The following is a 15,895-nucleotide window of genomic DNA, read 5'->3' as shown; positions in this document are numbered from 1 at the left end:
TCGAGAGACAGGGGAACTCATGAAAGCTCAACATAAAAACATGTTGATTGCTGTAGCACTGACCTTACTGGTGATTGCCATCATCAATAACGTATCAACGCTAGAAGCAATTAAAGAACTCATTAACGGCAAGCGTGGCTGGTTTTAAGGAGATATAAACATGTCAGTAAAACCAATCAAACTTAATTCCATGGTCGGTGCTGCTTGGGGACAAAAAGGTACGTTACCTATCCCTGTTGGTCCTACTTATCAAGAGTTGGTATTAGAGACCAATGCCGAAGCAGCCGATATTGAGCGTTTGTCTATCACGCTTAATGCAGAAGAAATCTATGTCTTAACGGGCAGTGAGATTTTGATGCTTGAGCGTTACAAACAACGTGCTCATACAACAGGCCACTACGTGATCCCATTTAGTGATATTTCCGCACGTACTAAAAATGGTGTTCGTTACACGGGGCTGGTGACGGAAGCGGGTGACAACATTCACTTAGATATCCAGTTCAAAGCGAAAGCCAGTGGCGACCCGCTATCGATTCAAGTTCATGCGTGGGTGACTAATGCACAACCTGCACGAATCATCGTGCCAATGGTTAAGCGCGAAACCATGCCAGCGAACGCGGCAGGGGTGAACGAATTTACAAGCCTAGTCTCAAGCCCATTGATTAGTTTACGTCGTGCGCACTTTATGCATACGGGTATCACTAAACTCGAAGTTGAGCGCGACTTTGTCAAAGAGTACGAAGCCAACAAGTTTATCAATGAAGCGAACGCCAAGCGTAACGAACGTACACCTCAAGCTGGTTACTTTCACTTCGACCCTATTGTGCGTGGCTTCTCTATCGATGAGCTATTTCCAACACAGCACAGCTCTAACTTGAAGTTCTCAGTAACAACGAGTGACGTAGCAGGCTCAATTCCTATTTTGGTTGAATCGGTGAAAGTGGTTCGCCCTGAAATGCTCGCGGGTCGAAGCTAAGGAGCCGATATGAGCTTTTTTGATGACCTCTTAGAGTTTGGGGGTGGTGCGCTTGATAGCGTGGGTGAAAATGCCGATTGGCTGTTTGGTGATGATGACAATTCATCTAACCCGAACACTACCCAGCAACCTAACGCACCCGTTGTTGATAATAACGGCAACGCTGTTACAACCCCTCAAGGCTCACTGGTAGCGAAAGATAACACCCTGCTTTATATCGGTGGTGGTATTGCTGCGCTGTTAGTGCTGGTTCTGCTTGTTGTCATGCTGAAAGGTAAATAGTTATGCCATTACTTTTCATTGGTTTAGGTGGGCTTGGGCTTGGATCTGCACTTGGGTTTGGTGTGAGTCAGGGCATCAATAAGGCTCTGACTGCTACCGCGTTGATTGCCCTGTTATACCTTGCCTACAAATCGGGAGTGTTTCGCTAATGCTAGGTTCATTAACGTCTTTAACGGGTGGCGGTGGCTTGACGGGCGGGTCTTCGGGTCCAGCAAAATCAGGTAATACGTCTAACACCACAAATAACAGTGGCTTTACTGCTGGCGCAATGAATTTTGGCAGCAACAACGGCATACCGTGGTGGGGAATTGCGCTTGTTGCTCTGATTGCGCTGTATGTTCTCACTCGAAAGTAACTTAATTCCTGAAACTTGGGGCAATGCCAAGCCGAGGCTATGTAAAGCCCTTGGTGATTACCTCAAACAAGCAGAAATTGAAGTTCAAGAGGGGCGAGAGTCCCTTTATCGAGTGGAAGATACCTACATGTTACTGCGCGGAGAGCAATCACAATCAGGCTCTAAGGAGTTGGTGGTGGTTGCGTTAGCGGGTGATATGGCAGCGGGTACGCTCAGTGCAATTAATCACGGTAAAGCGAACGGCTTTGACTCCATTCGCGCCCACTTTAGCAAACGCGGAGCCCATCGCTATATTCAGCGTAAATTACGATTGCCTGTTCGAGAGGTTGAAACTCACAAGAATGAGCATGTATTACAGATAAGGTTTGATGATATGGGCGGGAAAAGTAGCTCAAGAAGTGACGCTAAAACCGTCACCACAACCACAAACAAAAGCAATAGCCAAGGTATCGGTGGCGATAACAATGGCTTTGCGCTGTCAGGGATAGAAAACTCTGACATTAATTTAAGCATGACTGACCATGGCGCAATGGCGGTTGCAGGTCGAACGGCAGAAGAAGCGTTTAATTTCGGAACTGACGCATTAGATTTTTCAACAGATACCGTTGATGCATCTTTGGGATTTGGTGAGAAAGCGTTAGACGGAGCGTTCAGTTTTGGTGAGAGCGCATTGGATGCAAATGCAAATCTTAGCGAGCACGCGATAGATTCCATTAAATCCATGGCAGGCCAACAAACGGAAACGACCAAAGCAGCACTTGCCATAGCAGGGGCAGCAAAAGCGCGAGAGCAAACGGGTGAGAACGAAAGTAATAACGAGCTACTGAAAAATGTGTCTCTTATTGTCGGGATTCTCGTCTCGTTATTAACGATGGCTTATATGTTCGCGGGGCGTAAGCAATGAAGCAACTGCATACCTTAAATACTGGTGAAGCAATTAAATTTAACGCAGGTCAGGCTGGTAAGTATCTCATCATGCGTGAGGCCAGTAATACCGTCATGCTGCGCGGTGATGCTCTGCGACCTGTAGAGATTGAACGCGGTGACACGGTTGATATCACTCGTTTTGACGAGCTTGAACTTTTTAATCACAAAGCGGATGCCGTGACGATTGAATATCAAATCGCAGATGTTCCAATCATCACCAAAGCGCAAAAAATTGATATCAGTAATTCGGTAGCGATTAGCGAGATTTTAACGCCCATTACCGTTGATAAAGTTCTATCCCCTATAAAGGTGGGCGAAGTCCAAACCGAGGTAAAAACACGCATTCAAAATGACGTCCTCAAGGTGGAAAAGCTTGCTGATTTGTACACCTTGCAAAAGGTCGGCAGTGGGTTATTGGATTTAACAAGCGATGAGCAAACTATTGATGGGAAAGCTGGGCGTAAAGGGCTCTTTATTCAGGCTTCTACCGACAATGCCAGTCCCGTGTTGGTGCAAGGCTTAATTGATCTTACAGCTGGCGGTCATACATTAATTCAAACGGATGCCATCGTGACACTGCAAGGTGCCATAGGCGATAGCGTCAAAGTAGGGGAGTTTATCTAATGTTCCAACTTTCAAACCCACCCCAAGCCTCTTCGAGTTCGGGCTCAGTTGGGGAAGTCGGGGCTAATGTCTTGGCCTGTATTCCTCTAAGTGCTCAAGATGGCGGGAGCGCGTCCGGTTTCGTGACCATCTTAAATAACCTTTATGACGATCCTGAGCGTAGTCATAACGCGGCTCTGTATCATCGAAATGAAAGCATTAATGGTGAGTGGGGTCGAAGAATGCAATTAAAGTCAGCAGTCGATTTGATAACGAAAGCGGAGCCTTATGATTCTGTATCGTTAATGATGTCGGTCACGCTCAAAGGGAAGATAAATCTTGATGCGTCAACGGCTGCGAAGGTGAGCGCGTTAGATACTCCTATTTCTTGCGTAATCGGAATTAAGACTCAAGCCGCCCCATCATATAGAGGCACGTATTGCAGTGTGACAGCTGCGTACTCTTCGAGTGATTCGTCATTGGTCTTTGGTGGCTCGTCTGATGTTGTTCTTAATGTTCAAGCGGGCGATGTAGCCAGTATTGCTGAATCAGAACTTCAAATTTCTTTCGATGTGGAAGATATAACTAATGATGTGATGGTTTACTTGGAAGAGGCACCTGCAACGTTAGAAAACTTGTTTGGGCTTATTCATGTCAAAAAGGCGTGGATTGCTGAGGAAGCTGTTTATCCGGTGCCTGATTAACAAGGGTTTGGTGGTAATGAATATTAAGCATTTGCTAGTACTGCTTTTCCTGATCCTGTTTGGGGGGTACCTAATGAAAAAAGACAAAATAATCAAAATAGTGAGTGGCTTTGCTTTATCAGCTAGAAGTGAGATGCGCATGGTGGGCGTACACGGTGATTTAAAGCGAGTCGTTCGCCGCGCTATTGAGCTAACCCCGTTTGATTTTGGCATCACGTCAGGTAAGCGCACCGCAGAGGAACAGAACGCTCTATTCAAACAAGGCGCAAGCCAGTTAGACGGATACAGCAAAAAAAGCCGTCACCAATCAGGCTGCGCGGTTGATTTTGTGGTGTATGACGAAAACGGCAAAGTGACGTGGGGCTTTAGTTATTACGAACAAGTGAGTTGGGCATTCAAGCAGGCAGCGGATGAGTTAGGTATTCCGATTGTATGGGGCGGTGATTGGGTCAGCTTTAAAGATGGTCCTCATATCGAACTCGATAGAGCCCATTACTCATAGTTACACCATCAAGTATTTAAGGAAGAGCAAATTACTATGAAAAGCTTATTAGAAAAAATCGGAATCGACCTTGACCAACCATCCACTAAAAAGGGTTTAGCGTTACTGGGCGCGGGAGCTGCTTTGGTAGCTGGTCACCCTGAACTTATCACCGCGAGCATATCGGCAGATGGTGTTCAATTCGGTGGCATTATTGGCGTAAGTGCTCCAATAGTATTTGGCCTATGGGAAACCCTACGCAATGAGTTCAAGTAATGGCAGAGTATCAAACAATAATTGTTGCCGTTGTCAGTGCTCTATCTAGCGGGGTTGGTGTAGGCGTCACACTCAAAACCGATGTTAAATGGCTGCGCTTGATGATGGAAAAGATGGATGAGCGTTTGACCCAGTTAGAACGCCACCGTTCAAGTTAAATTTATTATTCCTTAATAAAGCATCAATTCAACTATGAGACGTTAAGTCCTTTCTATTGTGAGTTTTGGGGGATGTTGAAAAGAGAGTCAGAAGATAAGAAGCAAAAGGACCGCAAGTGCGGTCCCTTTTGTAGAATTATTTTTTAGTTAGTTTCTTTAGCTTTTCTCTTTCTTCATTAGAAAGTTTATAAGTCGCTTTAGGCATTTTTTCTTTCATAATTAGCTCCTCTCTATTTGGTCTTAGACCGAACAGTTAACCTCATCCTTTGAGTCAGTGTTGTCTCCGTCATTTGGCTGCACTTTAATATCAGTAGCATTGTCTTCCGTCAAGCTTGTAGTGACGTTATCAGAGGTTTCATCTAATTCTTCGTCATCAAGCATTGCTTCGACTTGAGGGAGAGTAAGTAACATTGCATACAAATCTTCAGAAATCAATCTCATAATAGGTTGGTCTCTATTAATTACCACTAAGATCTGATTTGTTGAAAGTGATTGCGCTGCTTTGTATGCTCTATCATCATTACTTAATATAAGTGATAGACCAAATGTTAGCCAACTATCTTTGCTTTCTACCATTCGGTCAAGATCATGTTGAACCAATTGAAGCAGTTCTTCAGGGATATCTTTTTCCTGCAAGCGAAGTATTAATGCTTCGTTTAGATTTAGGAATGTTTTAATTCTAAGTGATACTTTCATAGAGCTTAGGAAGCTTAGAATAAACAGAGCTTCTTCAAGGAAGTTTTCATCAATAAGTTCGACAACTGTTGAGATTAGTTTCTTTGCCTCTTTGTCACTGATGGATTCAAGTTGTCCGAAGTATTTATGAGTTTCAATAAAGCGTTTTGACTCTCCATTTTTACATAGACTTAAAACTAAAGTTGAAAGAGCTTGCACAGTAATTCTTGATTCTAGAGCCTTTAAGGATAGCCCGATTGCTTTTTCGTAATTTTCCTCACCTAACTCGATATCTGCCATTAATGCATTAGGTGTTGCGATCAGGTGAACTTCATCAGTCACACCGTTTTTGATCGTTTGCAGTTCAGAACCCAACTCTTGAAGCATCTGACTTACTTTTTGTGTGTCAGTTTGATCCGCTTTTAATACTTGCTCAACCTTATCGACCATCTCGATAGCATGGTGAATTCTTTGGATGTTGTTCTTCAATACTTGGATATCGGTGTTGATCGCTGCATGCTCATGTTCTTCACCTTCGCCTGAGTCGTTGAGACTGACGAAATTATCAAGACGTTCGGCTAAGTGCTTATAAGGGTTCGATACTTCATCTTGCATTTTTAACTGCAAACAGTGATGTACATCTGCTAGGAGTTCATCAAAACCATCAATAGTTATCAGGTGAAACCTCGGGAACCTTGTTAACTCTTCGAGATCTTTTGACAGTTTAGTTAAATCAGTATCTTTTCTTACGCACCAGTATATGCCGTGAGGAAAGTTACTATCATTTCGTAACAGTGTGTTGAGGGTTTCCATTATGGAACGGTCATTACCTGAGTAACCAACAACGATCATGCCAAATTCAGATGCGTATTGTTTAAATTTGGATCTCATATTGTCTTCTAATGATTCAAGCTCTCTGACTGTGTTCTTGATATCATCGAATAGAAAATCACCGTGTAGTTTGATGATTTTAGGACGAGGTGACGTTATACGTACGGACGAAATACTAGAATCATGAGCTGATACTAGTGGTTTTAAATTTGTACTAAATGAGTAGCAAGCTTCATTGATTAAATCATCAAAGTTTGTTGTAAATACAGTGTTGAAGATGTTTTCCTTTAAAAGGTTAGCTAAGTAGATATAGCCCCAAGATGGGAGTGCATCTTTTACGCAGTTCTCTATAAATTCACGTCTTTGTGAAGGCTGATCATACAACCTTTCGAAGAGTACTGAGTACTCTGTTGGTTGGTCATACCAATATTCATCTTTTATGTCTAGCTCAGGGTACATTTCAGAGTATGTAGTACGCCATTGGTTAATCAATGTCGTAGCGTTTTTTACGCCACTTGTAACACTAGAGCCAGCTCCTAAAAATAGAGTGAAATTAGGATTGTTTGTAGTTTTTAGTATATTGAGTAAGTGTTTTTGAGGTTTCGTTACAATAGCCATCTGAATGTTCTTTAAATTAGTTAGTTATATTTCTGGCGCAAATAGTACTTGAATAAAAAGTAAGGACCATCAATATTTTTTATTTAGGTGACTTTAGCTTTGTTTTCATTGGGGAATTCTACGTGTTGTAAATGGGGCACTCCTAATGCGGTAGTCGTTTAGTATGTAACTTTTGAGGGTATAACTGAGTATATACTTGCCATAAAATATTCAAGTTTCTATGGCCAGTCACTTGGGCTACTTCTTCTATGGAATATCCTTTTTCGAATAACCGACTTGCACCCTCTCTCCGCAAATCGTGATATCTCAAGTCTTCGATACCTAGCTCATTTCTAACTCGCTGGAAGCCTGCGCTAACACTACGTGAGTTGTACGGGAAAATGAGTTCGCCTTTGTTTGGTTGTTTCAGTGCGATCGCAAATGACTCGCCAAGCAACGGCACAATCATGTGATTACCTTCTTTCTTCCTTGGGTCTTTTCTGTCTCTGACGAGTATCGTTTTATGTTCTTGGTTGAGGTCTTCCCAACGCAACTTGCAGACTTCACCTATTCGCATACAAGTGAGAATGCTGAACTCAAGAATATCTGTGAATGGAATTCGCGTTGTGCCGTTTGGCCGGAAAGACTCACGTTGTTCTAATCCAAGTTTTAAGAGTTTCAGTTCTTCAGAAGTAGGGCGGCGTGTTCGTTTCTGACTCTTACCGACTAACCCCATATCAATCAGGACGGGTACGGCTTCATCAAATATCTGGTGATTGGTGTCGATGTTGAAGACAGGCTTAGACTTTTTCATTACAGAACGTAGGTAAGCAATATCATGATAAATCGTTGCGGGTTTGGCTCCTGCGCCTCTTCTGTTTTTGCAGTGCTCGATTAAGTCACTTGTTCGTAGTTGATTACTCTCAACATTGGCGATGTCGCAATCCCTAAGCATCTTAATCACATAGCGTTTGGTGCGGCCTGTATTGTCCCAAAGATCTCTTTCGGTCATGAATAAATCGAGGAGTACCGAAAGGGGGACTGTTTTTAGCTGATTGAGTACCCCTTGAGCTTCTAGTTCAGCTACCCTTTTTTTACCGAAAGATTTAGCGAGTGCTTTCTTTTTTAGAGTTTTGCTTTCCCTGTGTATAATGCGCGAATTCTTTTTAACGATGATTGTTACCTTGAACCTTGGTTCACCGCTTTTTAGCTTTCTGGTCTCGATGGTATAACTTGCCATTGTCCAACTCCTAAAGGGGTACTTGAGGGGTACTACAGGAAGTAATTCCGTTTAATTCTAGGTAATTCACTGTATGTTTGTACAGTATTAATTGAGACTGAATCATGACAAACACTAATAAAACCAGTAAATACGCTAGTAACCGACTTTCTGTTGCACCCATGCTCGATTGGACTGACCGCCACTGTCGTTACTTTCACCGCTTGCTTTCTCAGCAGACTCTTCTGTACACGGAAATGGTAACCACAGGTGCGATCTTACATGGTAAGGGCGACTTCCTAGAATATAACGAGCAAGAACATCCTCTTGCACTTCAACTTGGTGGTTCAAATCCTGTTGATTTAGCTGCTTGTGCCAAGCTTGCTGGTGAGCGTGGCTATGATGAAGTCAACCTAAACGTAGGTTGTCCTTCAGACCGAGTTCAGAATGGTCGCTTTGGTGCATGTTTGATGGCTGAACCAGAGCTGGTGGCAGATTGTGTTTCAGCGATGAAGGAAGTGACTGATATTCCAATTACTGTGAAAACGCGAATTGGTATCGATGACCAAGACTCTTATGAGTTTCTAACTAAGTTTGTTGCGACGGTTTCTGAAAAAGGCGGCTGTGAGCAATTTACTATTCATGCTCGTAAAGCATGGTTGAGTGGCCTTAGCCCGAAAGAGAACCGTGAGATCCCACCGCTAGATTACGATCGTGCATACCAAATCAAGAAAGACTTCTCAGATCTTGTGATTGCTGTAAATGGTGGCATTACGACGCTTGAGCAAACTAAAGAGCACTTGCAACACCTTGATGGTGTGATGATTGGTCGTGAGGCATACCATAGCCCGTTTATCTTGGCTGAAGTCGACCAACAGATCTTTGGTTTGGATACGCCAATTAAGAAGCGCTCACAAGTAGTTGAAGAGATGTATCCGTACATTGAGCGTGAATTATCGAATGGTGCAAGCCTAGGACACATCTCTCGTCATATGCTTGGTTTGTTCCAAAGCATGCCGGGTGCAAGACAATGGCGTCGCTACATCAGTGAAAATGCGCATAAGAAAGGCGCGGGTATCGAGGTGGTGCAGACAGCATTGGCTAAGATCCCTAAAGAGCTAAACGTATAACTTCTTTCGAAGCTTTAAGTTTGAGCTTAAAAGCCCAAGCTTAAAGATCAAGATTAAAATCTAAGGTTAAATTCGCCACTAGAGGCTAAATTTACCATTGATAGTTTCTTTAAAAGTCACGCATTAATATGTGTGGCTTTTTATTTAACTGATAAATAAGGGTTTTATTGGTTTTATTAACTTGGTATGGAAGCTGCAATGTTAGAAAGTAGGAAAGATAGGTCATTAACTCATTAGGGAGACCATTATGTTTGAATTAATCTTTGTTCTTATTTTCGTTGCCACTCTACTTGTCACTGGTATTACGTTTATGACGGTATTGGCTGCAACCGGAGTCGCGTTAGCAGTCATGTTGGTCTTAGGTATGATGGGCGTCGTGTTTAAGTTGCTGCCTTGGTTAATCGTAATTGCATTGGGTATCTGGTTTTTCAAAAACTTTGTACACAGTTCTAACCAAAGACGTTACTAAGGTCATGGTGTCGTCAAATCTTTACTCGTCAGCGGTTTATCGTTTGAGAATTTAAGATGTGTGATAGAATTTTCCCCAATAATCTATGAATGTGCATACAATTAGCACAACGATATGGAATTGGAGCTACCTCAAATGAATAAAATGCCATTAATTGCTTTAGTGGGAATGCTATCTTTAAGCTCGGCAGTATCTGCTGAAGAAGAGTTTTCTTACACGGCTAAAGTCGGTGCCGATATGTGGTGGGGAAGTACAAAGCTAAACGAAGTTAGACAAGATGACGACTCTAATTCACCTTCGTTGTATCTCGCATTTGAGCACAATGCCCCGATGCTACCAAACGCTAGTTTTCGCTATACTTCTGTCGATGCGGATTCATTGGCCTTCGATAAGTACGATTACACCTTCTATTACACATTGTTAGATCATAAGCTGATGAACTTTGATGCAGGTGTGACGTTCACGCAATATTCAAACTCGAATTACATCGAACCGAAAACGGGTGGCGCTCAAACAAGCTTTGATGAATTCACTTGGAGCTTCTACGGTAACGCAGAGATCAACGTTCCTGACACCAACTTCGATATCATTGGTACGATGGAGTTCGGTGATAGCAGTGGTATTAAGAGCACTGACTTGATGGCGGGTGTTCAGTACCGAATTCCAGTATCAGAATCTGAAATTGCCCTGCGTGGTGGTTACCGTGTTATCGATTTAGACTCAGATGAGTTCTTTAGCTCTGATCTAGGTAAAAGCTTTGTCATGGTAGATGGCTGGTTTGCTGGCGCTGAAGTGCGCTTCTAGGCTATTCAAGCTCATTTAGAATAAATTTTAAGAACGCCACTTTATTAAGTGGCGTTTTTTTATATCTATTGATTATATCTTTCTGGAATTAGTTAGCACATTCATCACTTTCGACCATCCTTATACAGAGATCGAATTAGCGTCTATTCTTATAAGGTCTATGTTGTGAGGTCAAAGCAAGGGATGGGATATGACACTCAATGAATTACGAAATTTATATCGAGAAAACCTGTTAGTTGAAGCCATCATAGAGCCCTCAATTCAAGAAGGGGCTTGGGTTGTCGAGTTTCGTCATATGGGGGGAGGCTTCGTGCTACTCACCGATGTTCATGGTGAAGAGTGCCATTATGCGGATCTTGACTTGGCATCGAAGTCGGCAATGGCGGTTGGCTTCCAACAAGTACGCATTGAAAACCAGTAGGCCAATTTACTGTTCAATCGGTTTTTACTTCCAAAAAGTTATAAAACATACTTTTCTATTCTTTCTTGTTATTAAAAGGAGTGGTTAATCTATCGTCACGCAATGATTAGGGATGTCGTGACCATGTCTTTAAATAAGAAAGAGTCTTCACAAAATAATAATACACAGTCTGGGGCTAACGAGTTACCTGGACTGGCTGCACCACTTAATGACCAACAATTGGGTCATCTTCAGCAAACTGTTTCTGAATTATCTTCTCAGCAACTGGCATGGGTTAGTGGTTATCTTTGGGGTGTGAGCCAAGCTCAGCCTGTCGGTGCAGCAGCACCTATCGCTCAAGCGGCTGCGGCAGTAGCGGCTAAACCTGCGGGCAAGCTAAGTATTATCTTTGCTTCTCAAACTGGCAATGCGAAAGGCGTCGCTGAATCGCTTGAGGCAGAAGCTAAAGCCTTGGGTATTGCTGTCGAGCTTTTCGATGCAAGTGATTATAAAGGTAAGAACCTAGCCAAAGAGACACACGTCATTTTTGTGGCTTCAACCAATGGTGAGGGCGAAGCTCCTGATAACGCTATTGAGTTGCATGAATTCCTACAATCGAAGAAAGCGCCAAAATTATCAAACCTACAATACGGTGTTATTGGTTTAGGTGACTCAAGCTATGAGTTTTTCTGCCAAACAGCTAAAGACTTCGATAACTTCCTCGCTAAGCTTGGTGCTAAATCGTTTGTCGAGCGTCTTGATTGTGATGTTGATTACGAAGAATCAGCAACGGAATGGCGCGCTAAAGCATTAGAGCAAGTAAAAGAGACGCTATCGACAGGCACTGAAGCCGATGTGGTTCAATTACCAGTAGGTCAAGCGGCTGCCGGTCATTCGCAATACACCAAACAAAATCCATACACCGCGACACTATTGACGAGCCAAAAGATCACCGGTCGTGATTCGGGCAAAGATGTTCGTCATATCGAGATTGATCTTGATGAGTCGGGTATTACTTACCAACCGGGTGATGCGCTAGGCGTATGGTTTGAAAACAGTTCAGAACTCGCTAATCAGATCCTGTCTAAGGTTGGGTTATCTGGTATCGAAAGTGTTGATGTCGATGGTGACAACTTATCTATCCACAGCGCACTCGTCAGTAAATTCGAAATTACATCTTCAAACCCTCAACTAGTGACTAAGTTTGCTGAGCTTTCGGGCAGCAAGAAGTTAATTAAGCTGGTGGAAGATAAAGACAAGCTTCGTGAATACGCGGGTAATACTCAAGTTGTCGATGTTTTAGCTGAGAAGAAAACTAAGCTATCGGCTGATGAATTGATTGGTCTACTACGTAAGCTGACACCGCGTCTCTACTCTATTGCATCAAGCCAAGCTGAAGTGGATGAAGAAGTTCACTTGACGGTTGGTTTGGTTGAATATCAAAAAGGCGAAGAGTCTCGTTTAGGCGGAGCTTCTAGCTTCTTAGCTCAACGACTTGAAGAAGGTGGTGAAGTGAAGGTGTTTGTTGAGAACAACAATAACTTCAAATTACCACAAGACGACAATACACCAATCATCATGGTCGGCCCGGGTACCGGTATCGCACCGTTCCGCAGTTTTGTTCAAGAGCGTGAAAACAATGATGCTGAAGGCAAAAGCTGGCTGTTCTTTGGTGACCGAACTTTCACTCAAGATTTCTTATATCAAGTCGAATGGCAGAAATATCTTAAGTCTGGTGCGTTAAGCAAGCTTGATGTTGCCTTTAGTCGTGACCAAAAAGAAAAGGTTTATGTTCAAGATCGTTTAATTGAACAAGCAGAGCAGGTTTGGCAATGGCTTCAAGAGGGCGCGTACCTCTATGTTTGTGGCGATGCGACTCGAATGGCGAAAGATGTTCATGAAGCGTTAGTCTCGATAGCGGAAAAACATGGCAATCAGAGCCGCGAACAAGCTGAACAATATATTAATGATTTACGTAAAGCGAAACGTTACCAAAGGGATGTGTACTAATGAGCAAGCAAGTAATAGAGCAAGAAGTGCTAGGTCAAGTACTGGGACCTTTGGCTGATAACGAACGTCTTAAGCGTGAAAGTAAAAATCTTCGCGGTACGATTGAACAAGATCTCCAAGATAGAATTACGGGTGGCTTTACCGCAGATAACTTTCAGTTGATTCGTTTCCACGGTATGTACCAACAAGACGACCGTGATATTCGTAATGAACGTACCAAGCAAAAGTTAGAACCTTTACATAATGTCATGCTGCGTGCGCGTATGCCTGGCGGGATCATCACTCCGAAGCAGTGGCTCGCGATTGATAAATTCGCAGATGAAAGCACCTCTTATGGTTCTATCCGTCTCACAACTCGTCAAACTTTTCAGTTTCACGGTGTGTTGAAGCCGAACATTAAATTAATGCACCAAACACTAAACAGTATTGGTATTGATTCCATTGCAACGGCGGGTGACGTAAACCGAAATGTTTTGTGTACCACAAACCCGGTTGAGTCTGAGCTCCATCAAGAAGCCTACGAGTGGGCGAAAAAGATCAGTGAACATCTATTACCTAAGACTCGTGCTTATGCAGAAATCTGGTTAGATGGTGAAAAGCTAGCAACAACGGATGAAGAACCTATCTTAGGTAGCAACTACCTACCACGTAAGTTTAAGACGACGGTTGTAATTCCTCCGCAAAATGACGTAGATGTTCATGCTAACGATCTTAACTTCATCGCGATTGCTAAAGACGGAAAGCTGGTGGGCTTTAATGTCTTAGTCGGTGGCGGTCTTGCAATGACGCACGGAGATACTTCTACTTATGCACGTAAAGCTGACGATTTTGGTTTTGTGCCATTAGATAAAACGTTAGATGTAGCAGCTGCGGTGGTAACGACTCAGCGTGATTGGGGTAACCGTTCGAACCGTAAGAACGCAAAAACCAAATACACATTAGACCGTGTTGGTATTGATGTATTCAAAGCAGAAGTAGAAAAACGTGCAGGCGTTGAGTTTTCTGAAAGCCGTCCTTATGAGTTTACTGGCCGTGGCGATCGTATCGGTTGGGCGGAAGGCATTGATGGTAAGCATCACTTAGCGTTATTCATCGAAAATGGTCGTTTACTTGATTTCCCAGGGAAAGCGCTGAAAACAGGTGTTGCTGAAATAGCGAAGATCCACAAAGGTGACTTCCGAATGACAGCGAACCAAAACCTAATTGTTGCAGGTGTACCTAAGAGCCAAAAGGTAAAAATTGAAAAGCTGGCACGTCAATACGGTCTGATGGATGATGCCGTTTCCGAGCAGCGTAAAAACTCAATGGCTTGTGTGGCATTCCCAACATGTCCTCTAGCAATGGCTGAAGCTGAGCGTTTTCTTCCTGAGTTTGTAACGGATGTTGAAAACATTCTGAAGAAACACGGATTACCAGAAGAAGATAACATCATCCTTCGTATCACGGGTTGTCCAAACGGTTGTGGTCGTGCAATGTTGGCTGAACTGGGTTTAGTCGGCAAGGCGCCGGGGCGTTACAACATGCACTTAGGTGGCAACAAAGCCGGAACTCGTATCCCTAAGATGTATAAAGAGAACATCACTTCAGCTCAGATCTTAGAAGATATTGATTCGCTGGTGGGACGTTGGGCTACGGAACGTAACGACAATGAAGGGTTCGGTGATTTTACAATCCGAGCTGGCATCATCGAAGAGGTGATCATTTCAAAGAGGGATCTGCATGCATAATTCTGTCGCTTCAAAACTGAAGTTAGCAGAGCTACTCGCATTGACTAAGACGGAGCAGATACTTCGTCTTGGACAAATTAATGCTGAGTTAGAGCAGCTAACCGCATTAGAAAGAGTTAAGTGGGCACTAGAACATTTAGAAGGGACACATGTTGTGTCTTCTAGTTTCGGAATCCAAGCGGCGTTGATGCTGCACTTAGTGACTCAAGCAAAACCTGATATTCCAGTTATTCTTACGGACACTGGGTATCTATTCCCGGAAACGTACCGTTTTATCGATGAGTTAAGTCAGAAGTTAACTCTTAACCTGCAAGTCTTTCGTTCTCAACAGAGCCCTAATTGGCAAGAAGCGCAATATGGCAAACTTTGGGACCAAGGTATCGAAGGGATAGAGAAGTACAACAAGCTTAATAAAGTTGAACCGATGAGGAGAGCGCTGGATGAGCTAGAGGCTGGCACATGGTTTTCCGGCTTAAGAAGAGAGCAATCTCAATCGCGCGCAAATCTGCCAATTTTATCTATCCAAAATGGTGTGTTTAAATTCTTGCCAGTAATTGATTGGACGAATAAAGATGTTCACTATTACTTGGAAGAGCATGGTCTCAGTTACCACCCACTTCGCGAGCAGGGGTACCTTTCTGTTGGAGATACACATACGACTAAGAAATGGGAACCGGGTATGACTGAAGAAGAAACCCGTTTTAATGGGTTAAAACGAGAATGTGGCCTTCATGAAGACGATGGAGAGCAATATGGCTCTGGGATATAGACTCATTGCCATTTAAAAAGCTGCCTCAAGGCAGCTTTTTAGTTTCTAGGGGATAAAATTAAAGTGATTGTGGATAAGTCTGTGGTTATTGTGTAGGTACTTTGTAGTTAAACTTGCATAAATAAGGCTTTGGGTGTTTATCCATCATCTAACCGTTATTTTTGCACTTTTCTATAATAAACACTTGCCAATGTGAGGAACATCTCTATAATGCCGCCTCACTGACACGGTAGACGCCACAAGGCTTCAGCGAAGAATGTTAGTAAGGCAACTAGCTTTAAGCGATTATTCGCTCCTACTTTTAGAAAGTAGAAATTAATTTTCAAAAGTGTTTGACACTGAGAATTAAAACGCTAGAATGGCCGCCTCTTCCGAAGTGATGTAAGTCACAACGAAGAGAAGCTCTTTAACAATTTAAACCTATCAATCTGTGTGGGCACTCGTTGATGAATATCAAAACGTTATTACTTAGGTAGTAACCGTTACTTCGGTAACAAACTTG

General features: G+C 43.0%; 20 protein-coding genes. 18 read left to right on the top strand and 2 right to left on the bottom strand.

The window, feature by feature from the left end; genetic code table 11:
• The first annotated feature begins 19 nt into the window (after positions 1–19).
• The 11 genes from BCT49_RS26295 to BCT49_RS25900 all read left to right on the top strand — a co-directional run bounded on the left by BCT49_RS26295 (position 20) and on the right by BCT49_RS25900 (position 4,762).
• The gene (locus tag BCT49_RS26295; protein ID WP_258185233.1) at positions 20–148 is read left to right on the top strand and encodes a hypothetical protein; all 129 of its coding nucleotides are present in this window, start codon (positions 20–22) and stop codon (positions 146–148) included.
• 12 nt (positions 149–160) lie between these two features.
• Positions 161–976 (top strand): major capsid protein P2, encoded by an 816-nt coding sequence (locus BCT49_RS13850; RefSeq protein ID WP_050621038.1) that lies wholly within the window; start codon positions 161–163, stop codon positions 974–976.
• A 9-nt stretch (positions 977–985) separates the two neighbouring features.
• A complete protein-coding gene (locus BCT49_RS13845) occupies positions 986–1,258 on the top strand; it encodes a hypothetical protein (protein WP_004735826.1) in 273 nt (90 codons plus the stop codon).
• Between the two features lie 2 nt (positions 1,259–1,260).
• Positions 1,261–1,407 (top strand): hypothetical protein, encoded by a 147-nt coding sequence (locus BCT49_RS25905; protein ID WP_170960258.1) that lies wholly within the window; start codon positions 1,261–1,263, stop codon positions 1,405–1,407.
• On the top strand, positions 1,407–1,613 hold the full coding sequence (locus BCT49_RS13840; RefSeq protein ID WP_004735824.1) for a hypothetical protein: 207 nt from the start codon (positions 1,407–1,409) through the stop codon (positions 1,611–1,613). Before BCT49_RS25905 ends, BCT49_RS13840 begins: the two co-directional genes overlap by 1 nt.
• Positions 1,594–2,517, top strand: coding sequence for a hypothetical protein (locus tag BCT49_RS13835; RefSeq protein WP_102435959.1), 924 nt, complete (start codon positions 1,594–1,596; stop codon positions 2,515–2,517). Before BCT49_RS13840 ends, BCT49_RS13835 begins: the two co-directional genes overlap by 20 nt.
• A complete protein-coding gene (locus tag BCT49_RS13830; protein ID WP_102435957.1) occupies positions 2,514–3,164 on the top strand; it encodes a hypothetical protein in 651 nt (216 codons plus the stop codon). Before BCT49_RS13835 ends, BCT49_RS13830 begins: the two co-directional genes overlap by 4 nt.
• Positions 3,164–3,847: a hypothetical protein gene (locus BCT49_RS13825; protein ID WP_102435955.1), complete on the top strand. Its 684-nt coding sequence runs from the start codon at positions 3,164–3,166 to the stop codon at positions 3,845–3,847. Before BCT49_RS13830 ends, BCT49_RS13825 begins: the two co-directional genes overlap by 1 nt.
• 73 nt (positions 3,848–3,920) lie before the next feature.
• The gene (locus BCT49_RS13820) at positions 3,921–4,349 is read left to right on the top strand and encodes a M15 family metallopeptidase (protein WP_102435953.1); all 429 of its coding nucleotides are present in this window, start codon (positions 3,921–3,923) and stop codon (positions 4,347–4,349) included.
• Positions 4,350–4,385: 36 nt separating this feature from the next.
• On the top strand, positions 4,386–4,604 hold the full coding sequence (locus tag BCT49_RS13815; RefSeq protein WP_050621043.1) for a hypothetical protein: 219 nt from the start codon (positions 4,386–4,388) through the stop codon (positions 4,602–4,604).
• Positions 4,604–4,762 carry a hypothetical protein gene (locus BCT49_RS25900; protein ID WP_198595864.1) on the top strand — a complete coding sequence of 53 codons (159 nt, stop codon included), beginning with the start codon at positions 4,604–4,606 and terminating at the stop codon, positions 4,760–4,762. The genes BCT49_RS13815 and BCT49_RS25900 overlap by 1 nt, the downstream gene beginning before the upstream one ends.
• 240 nt (positions 4,763–5,002) lie before the next feature.
• Here BCT49_RS25900 and BCT49_RS13810 read toward each other — a convergent pair whose 3' ends face one another.
• The gene (locus BCT49_RS13810) at positions 5,003–6,886 is read right to left on the bottom strand and encodes an SIR2 family protein (protein WP_102435950.1); all 1,884 of its coding nucleotides are present in this window, start codon (positions 6,884–6,886) and stop codon (positions 5,003–5,005) included.
• 142 nt (positions 6,887–7,028) lie between these two features.
• Positions 7,029–8,105 carry a site-specific integrase gene (locus BCT49_RS13805; RefSeq protein WP_102435948.1) on the bottom strand — a complete coding sequence of 359 codons (1,077 nt, stop codon included), beginning with the start codon at positions 8,103–8,105 and terminating at the stop codon, positions 7,029–7,031.
• Positions 8,106–8,209: 104 nt separating this feature from the next.
• Here BCT49_RS13805 and dusA point away from each other — a divergent pair, with 104 nt between their 5' ends.
• The 7 genes from dusA (at position 8,210) to BCT49_RS13770 (ending at position 15,393) form a co-directional block, all read left to right on the top strand.
• The gene (gene dusA, locus BCT49_RS13800) at positions 8,210–9,214 is read left to right on the top strand and encodes a tRNA dihydrouridine(20/20a) synthase DusA (RefSeq protein WP_102435946.1); all 1,005 of its coding nucleotides are present in this window, start codon (positions 8,210–8,212) and stop codon (positions 9,212–9,214) included.
• A 247-nt stretch (positions 9,215–9,461) separates the two neighbouring features.
• Positions 9,462–9,683, top strand: coding sequence for an envelope stress response protein PspG (gene pspG / locus BCT49_RS13795; RefSeq protein WP_017108630.1), 222 nt, complete (start codon positions 9,462–9,464; stop codon positions 9,681–9,683).
• Positions 9,684–9,818: 135 nt separating this feature from the next.
• Complete coding sequence (locus BCT49_RS13790) at positions 9,819–10,487, top strand: TIGR04219 family outer membrane beta-barrel protein (RefSeq protein ID WP_102435944.1); 669 nt, start codon at positions 9,819–9,821, stop codon at positions 10,485–10,487.
• 190 nt (positions 10,488–10,677) lie between these two features.
• On the top strand, positions 10,678–10,908 hold the full coding sequence (locus tag BCT49_RS13785) for a hypothetical protein (protein WP_102339310.1): 231 nt from the start codon (positions 10,678–10,680) through the stop codon (positions 10,906–10,908).
• 123 nt (positions 10,909–11,031) lie between these two features.
• A complete protein-coding gene (locus BCT49_RS13780; protein ID WP_102435994.1) occupies positions 11,032–12,897 on the top strand; it encodes an assimilatory sulfite reductase (NADPH) flavoprotein subunit in 1,866 nt (621 codons plus the stop codon).
• Entirely contained in the window at positions 12,897–14,624 is a 1,728-nt protein-coding gene (cysI, locus tag BCT49_RS13775) for an assimilatory sulfite reductase (NADPH) hemoprotein subunit (RefSeq protein WP_102435942.1), read from the top strand. The genes BCT49_RS13780 and cysI overlap by 1 nt, the downstream gene beginning before the upstream one ends.
• The gene (locus tag BCT49_RS13770) at positions 14,617–15,393 is read left to right on the top strand and encodes a phosphoadenylyl-sulfate reductase (RefSeq protein WP_017080080.1); all 777 of its coding nucleotides are present in this window, start codon (positions 14,617–14,619) and stop codon (positions 15,391–15,393) included. The genes cysI and BCT49_RS13770 overlap by 8 nt, the downstream gene beginning before the upstream one ends.
• Positions 15,394–15,895 lie beyond the last annotated feature (502 nt).

The organism is Vibrio lentus, from assembly GCF_002875945.1.
In the GTDB taxonomy this organism is placed as follows: domain Bacteria; phylum Pseudomonadota; class Gammaproteobacteria; order Enterobacterales; family Vibrionaceae; genus Vibrio; species Vibrio apostichopi.
This window is presented reverse-complemented; position numbering and strand designations above follow the sequence as displayed.

Excerpts from the sequence above, each read along its gene's own strand:
- BCT49_RS13805 (WP_102435948.1), bottom strand. The coding sequence starts at position 8,105 with ATGGCAAGTTATACCATCGAGACCAGAAAGCTAAAAAGCGGTGAACCA.
- BCT49_RS13835 (WP_102435959.1), top strand. The coding sequence starts at position 1,594 with ATGTTCTCACTCGAAAGTAACTTAATTCCTGAAACTTGGGGCAATGCC.
- BCT49_RS25900 (WP_198595864.1), top strand. The coding sequence starts at position 4,604 with ATGGCAGAGTATCAAACAATAATTGTTGCCGTTGTCAGTGCTCTATCT.
- pspG (WP_017108630.1), top strand. The coding sequence starts at position 9,462 with ATGTTTGAATTAATCTTTGTTCTTATTTTCGTTGCCACTCTACTTGTC.
- BCT49_RS13810 (WP_102435950.1), bottom strand. The coding sequence starts at position 6,886 with ATGGCTATTGTAACGAAACCTCAAAAACACTTACTCAATATACTAAAA.
- BCT49_RS13850 (WP_050621038.1), top strand. The coding sequence starts at position 161 with ATGTCAGTAAAACCAATCAAACTTAATTCCATGGTCGGTGCTGCTTGG.
- BCT49_RS13770 (WP_017080080.1), top strand. The coding sequence starts at position 14,617 with ATGCATAATTCTGTCGCTTCAAAACTGAAGTTAGCAGAGCTACTCGCA.
- BCT49_RS25905 (WP_170960258.1), top strand. The coding sequence starts at position 1,261 with ATGCCATTACTTTTCATTGGTTTAGGTGGGCTTGGGCTTGGATCTGCA.
- BCT49_RS13840 (WP_004735824.1), top strand. The coding sequence starts at position 1,407 with ATGCTAGGTTCATTAACGTCTTTAACGGGTGGCGGTGGCTTGACGGGC.
- BCT49_RS13780 (WP_102435994.1), top strand. The coding sequence starts at position 11,032 with ATGTCTTTAAATAAGAAAGAGTCTTCACAAAATAATAATACACAGTCT.
- BCT49_RS13825 (WP_102435955.1), top strand. The coding sequence starts at position 3,164 with ATGTTCCAACTTTCAAACCCACCCCAAGCCTCTTCGAGTTCGGGCTCA.
- BCT49_RS13845 (WP_004735826.1), top strand. The coding sequence starts at position 986 with ATGAGCTTTTTTGATGACCTCTTAGAGTTTGGGGGTGGTGCGCTTGAT.
- cysI (WP_102435942.1), top strand. The coding sequence starts at position 12,897 with ATGAGCAAGCAAGTAATAGAGCAAGAAGTGCTAGGTCAAGTACTGGGA.
- BCT49_RS13785 (WP_102339310.1), top strand. The coding sequence starts at position 10,678 with ATGACACTCAATGAATTACGAAATTTATATCGAGAAAACCTGTTAGTT.
- BCT49_RS26295 (WP_258185233.1), top strand. The coding sequence starts at position 20 with ATGAAAGCTCAACATAAAAACATGTTGATTGCTGTAGCACTGACCTTA.
- BCT49_RS13815 (WP_050621043.1), top strand. The coding sequence starts at position 4,386 with ATGAAAAGCTTATTAGAAAAAATCGGAATCGACCTTGACCAACCATCC.
- BCT49_RS13820 (WP_102435953.1), top strand. The coding sequence starts at position 3,921 with ATGAAAAAAGACAAAATAATCAAAATAGTGAGTGGCTTTGCTTTATCA.
- BCT49_RS13790 (WP_102435944.1), top strand. The coding sequence starts at position 9,819 with ATGAATAAAATGCCATTAATTGCTTTAGTGGGAATGCTATCTTTAAGC.
- BCT49_RS13830 (WP_102435957.1), top strand. The coding sequence starts at position 2,514 with ATGAAGCAACTGCATACCTTAAATACTGGTGAAGCAATTAAATTTAAC.
- dusA (WP_102435946.1), top strand. The coding sequence starts at position 8,210 with ATGACAAACACTAATAAAACCAGTAAATACGCTAGTAACCGACTTTCT.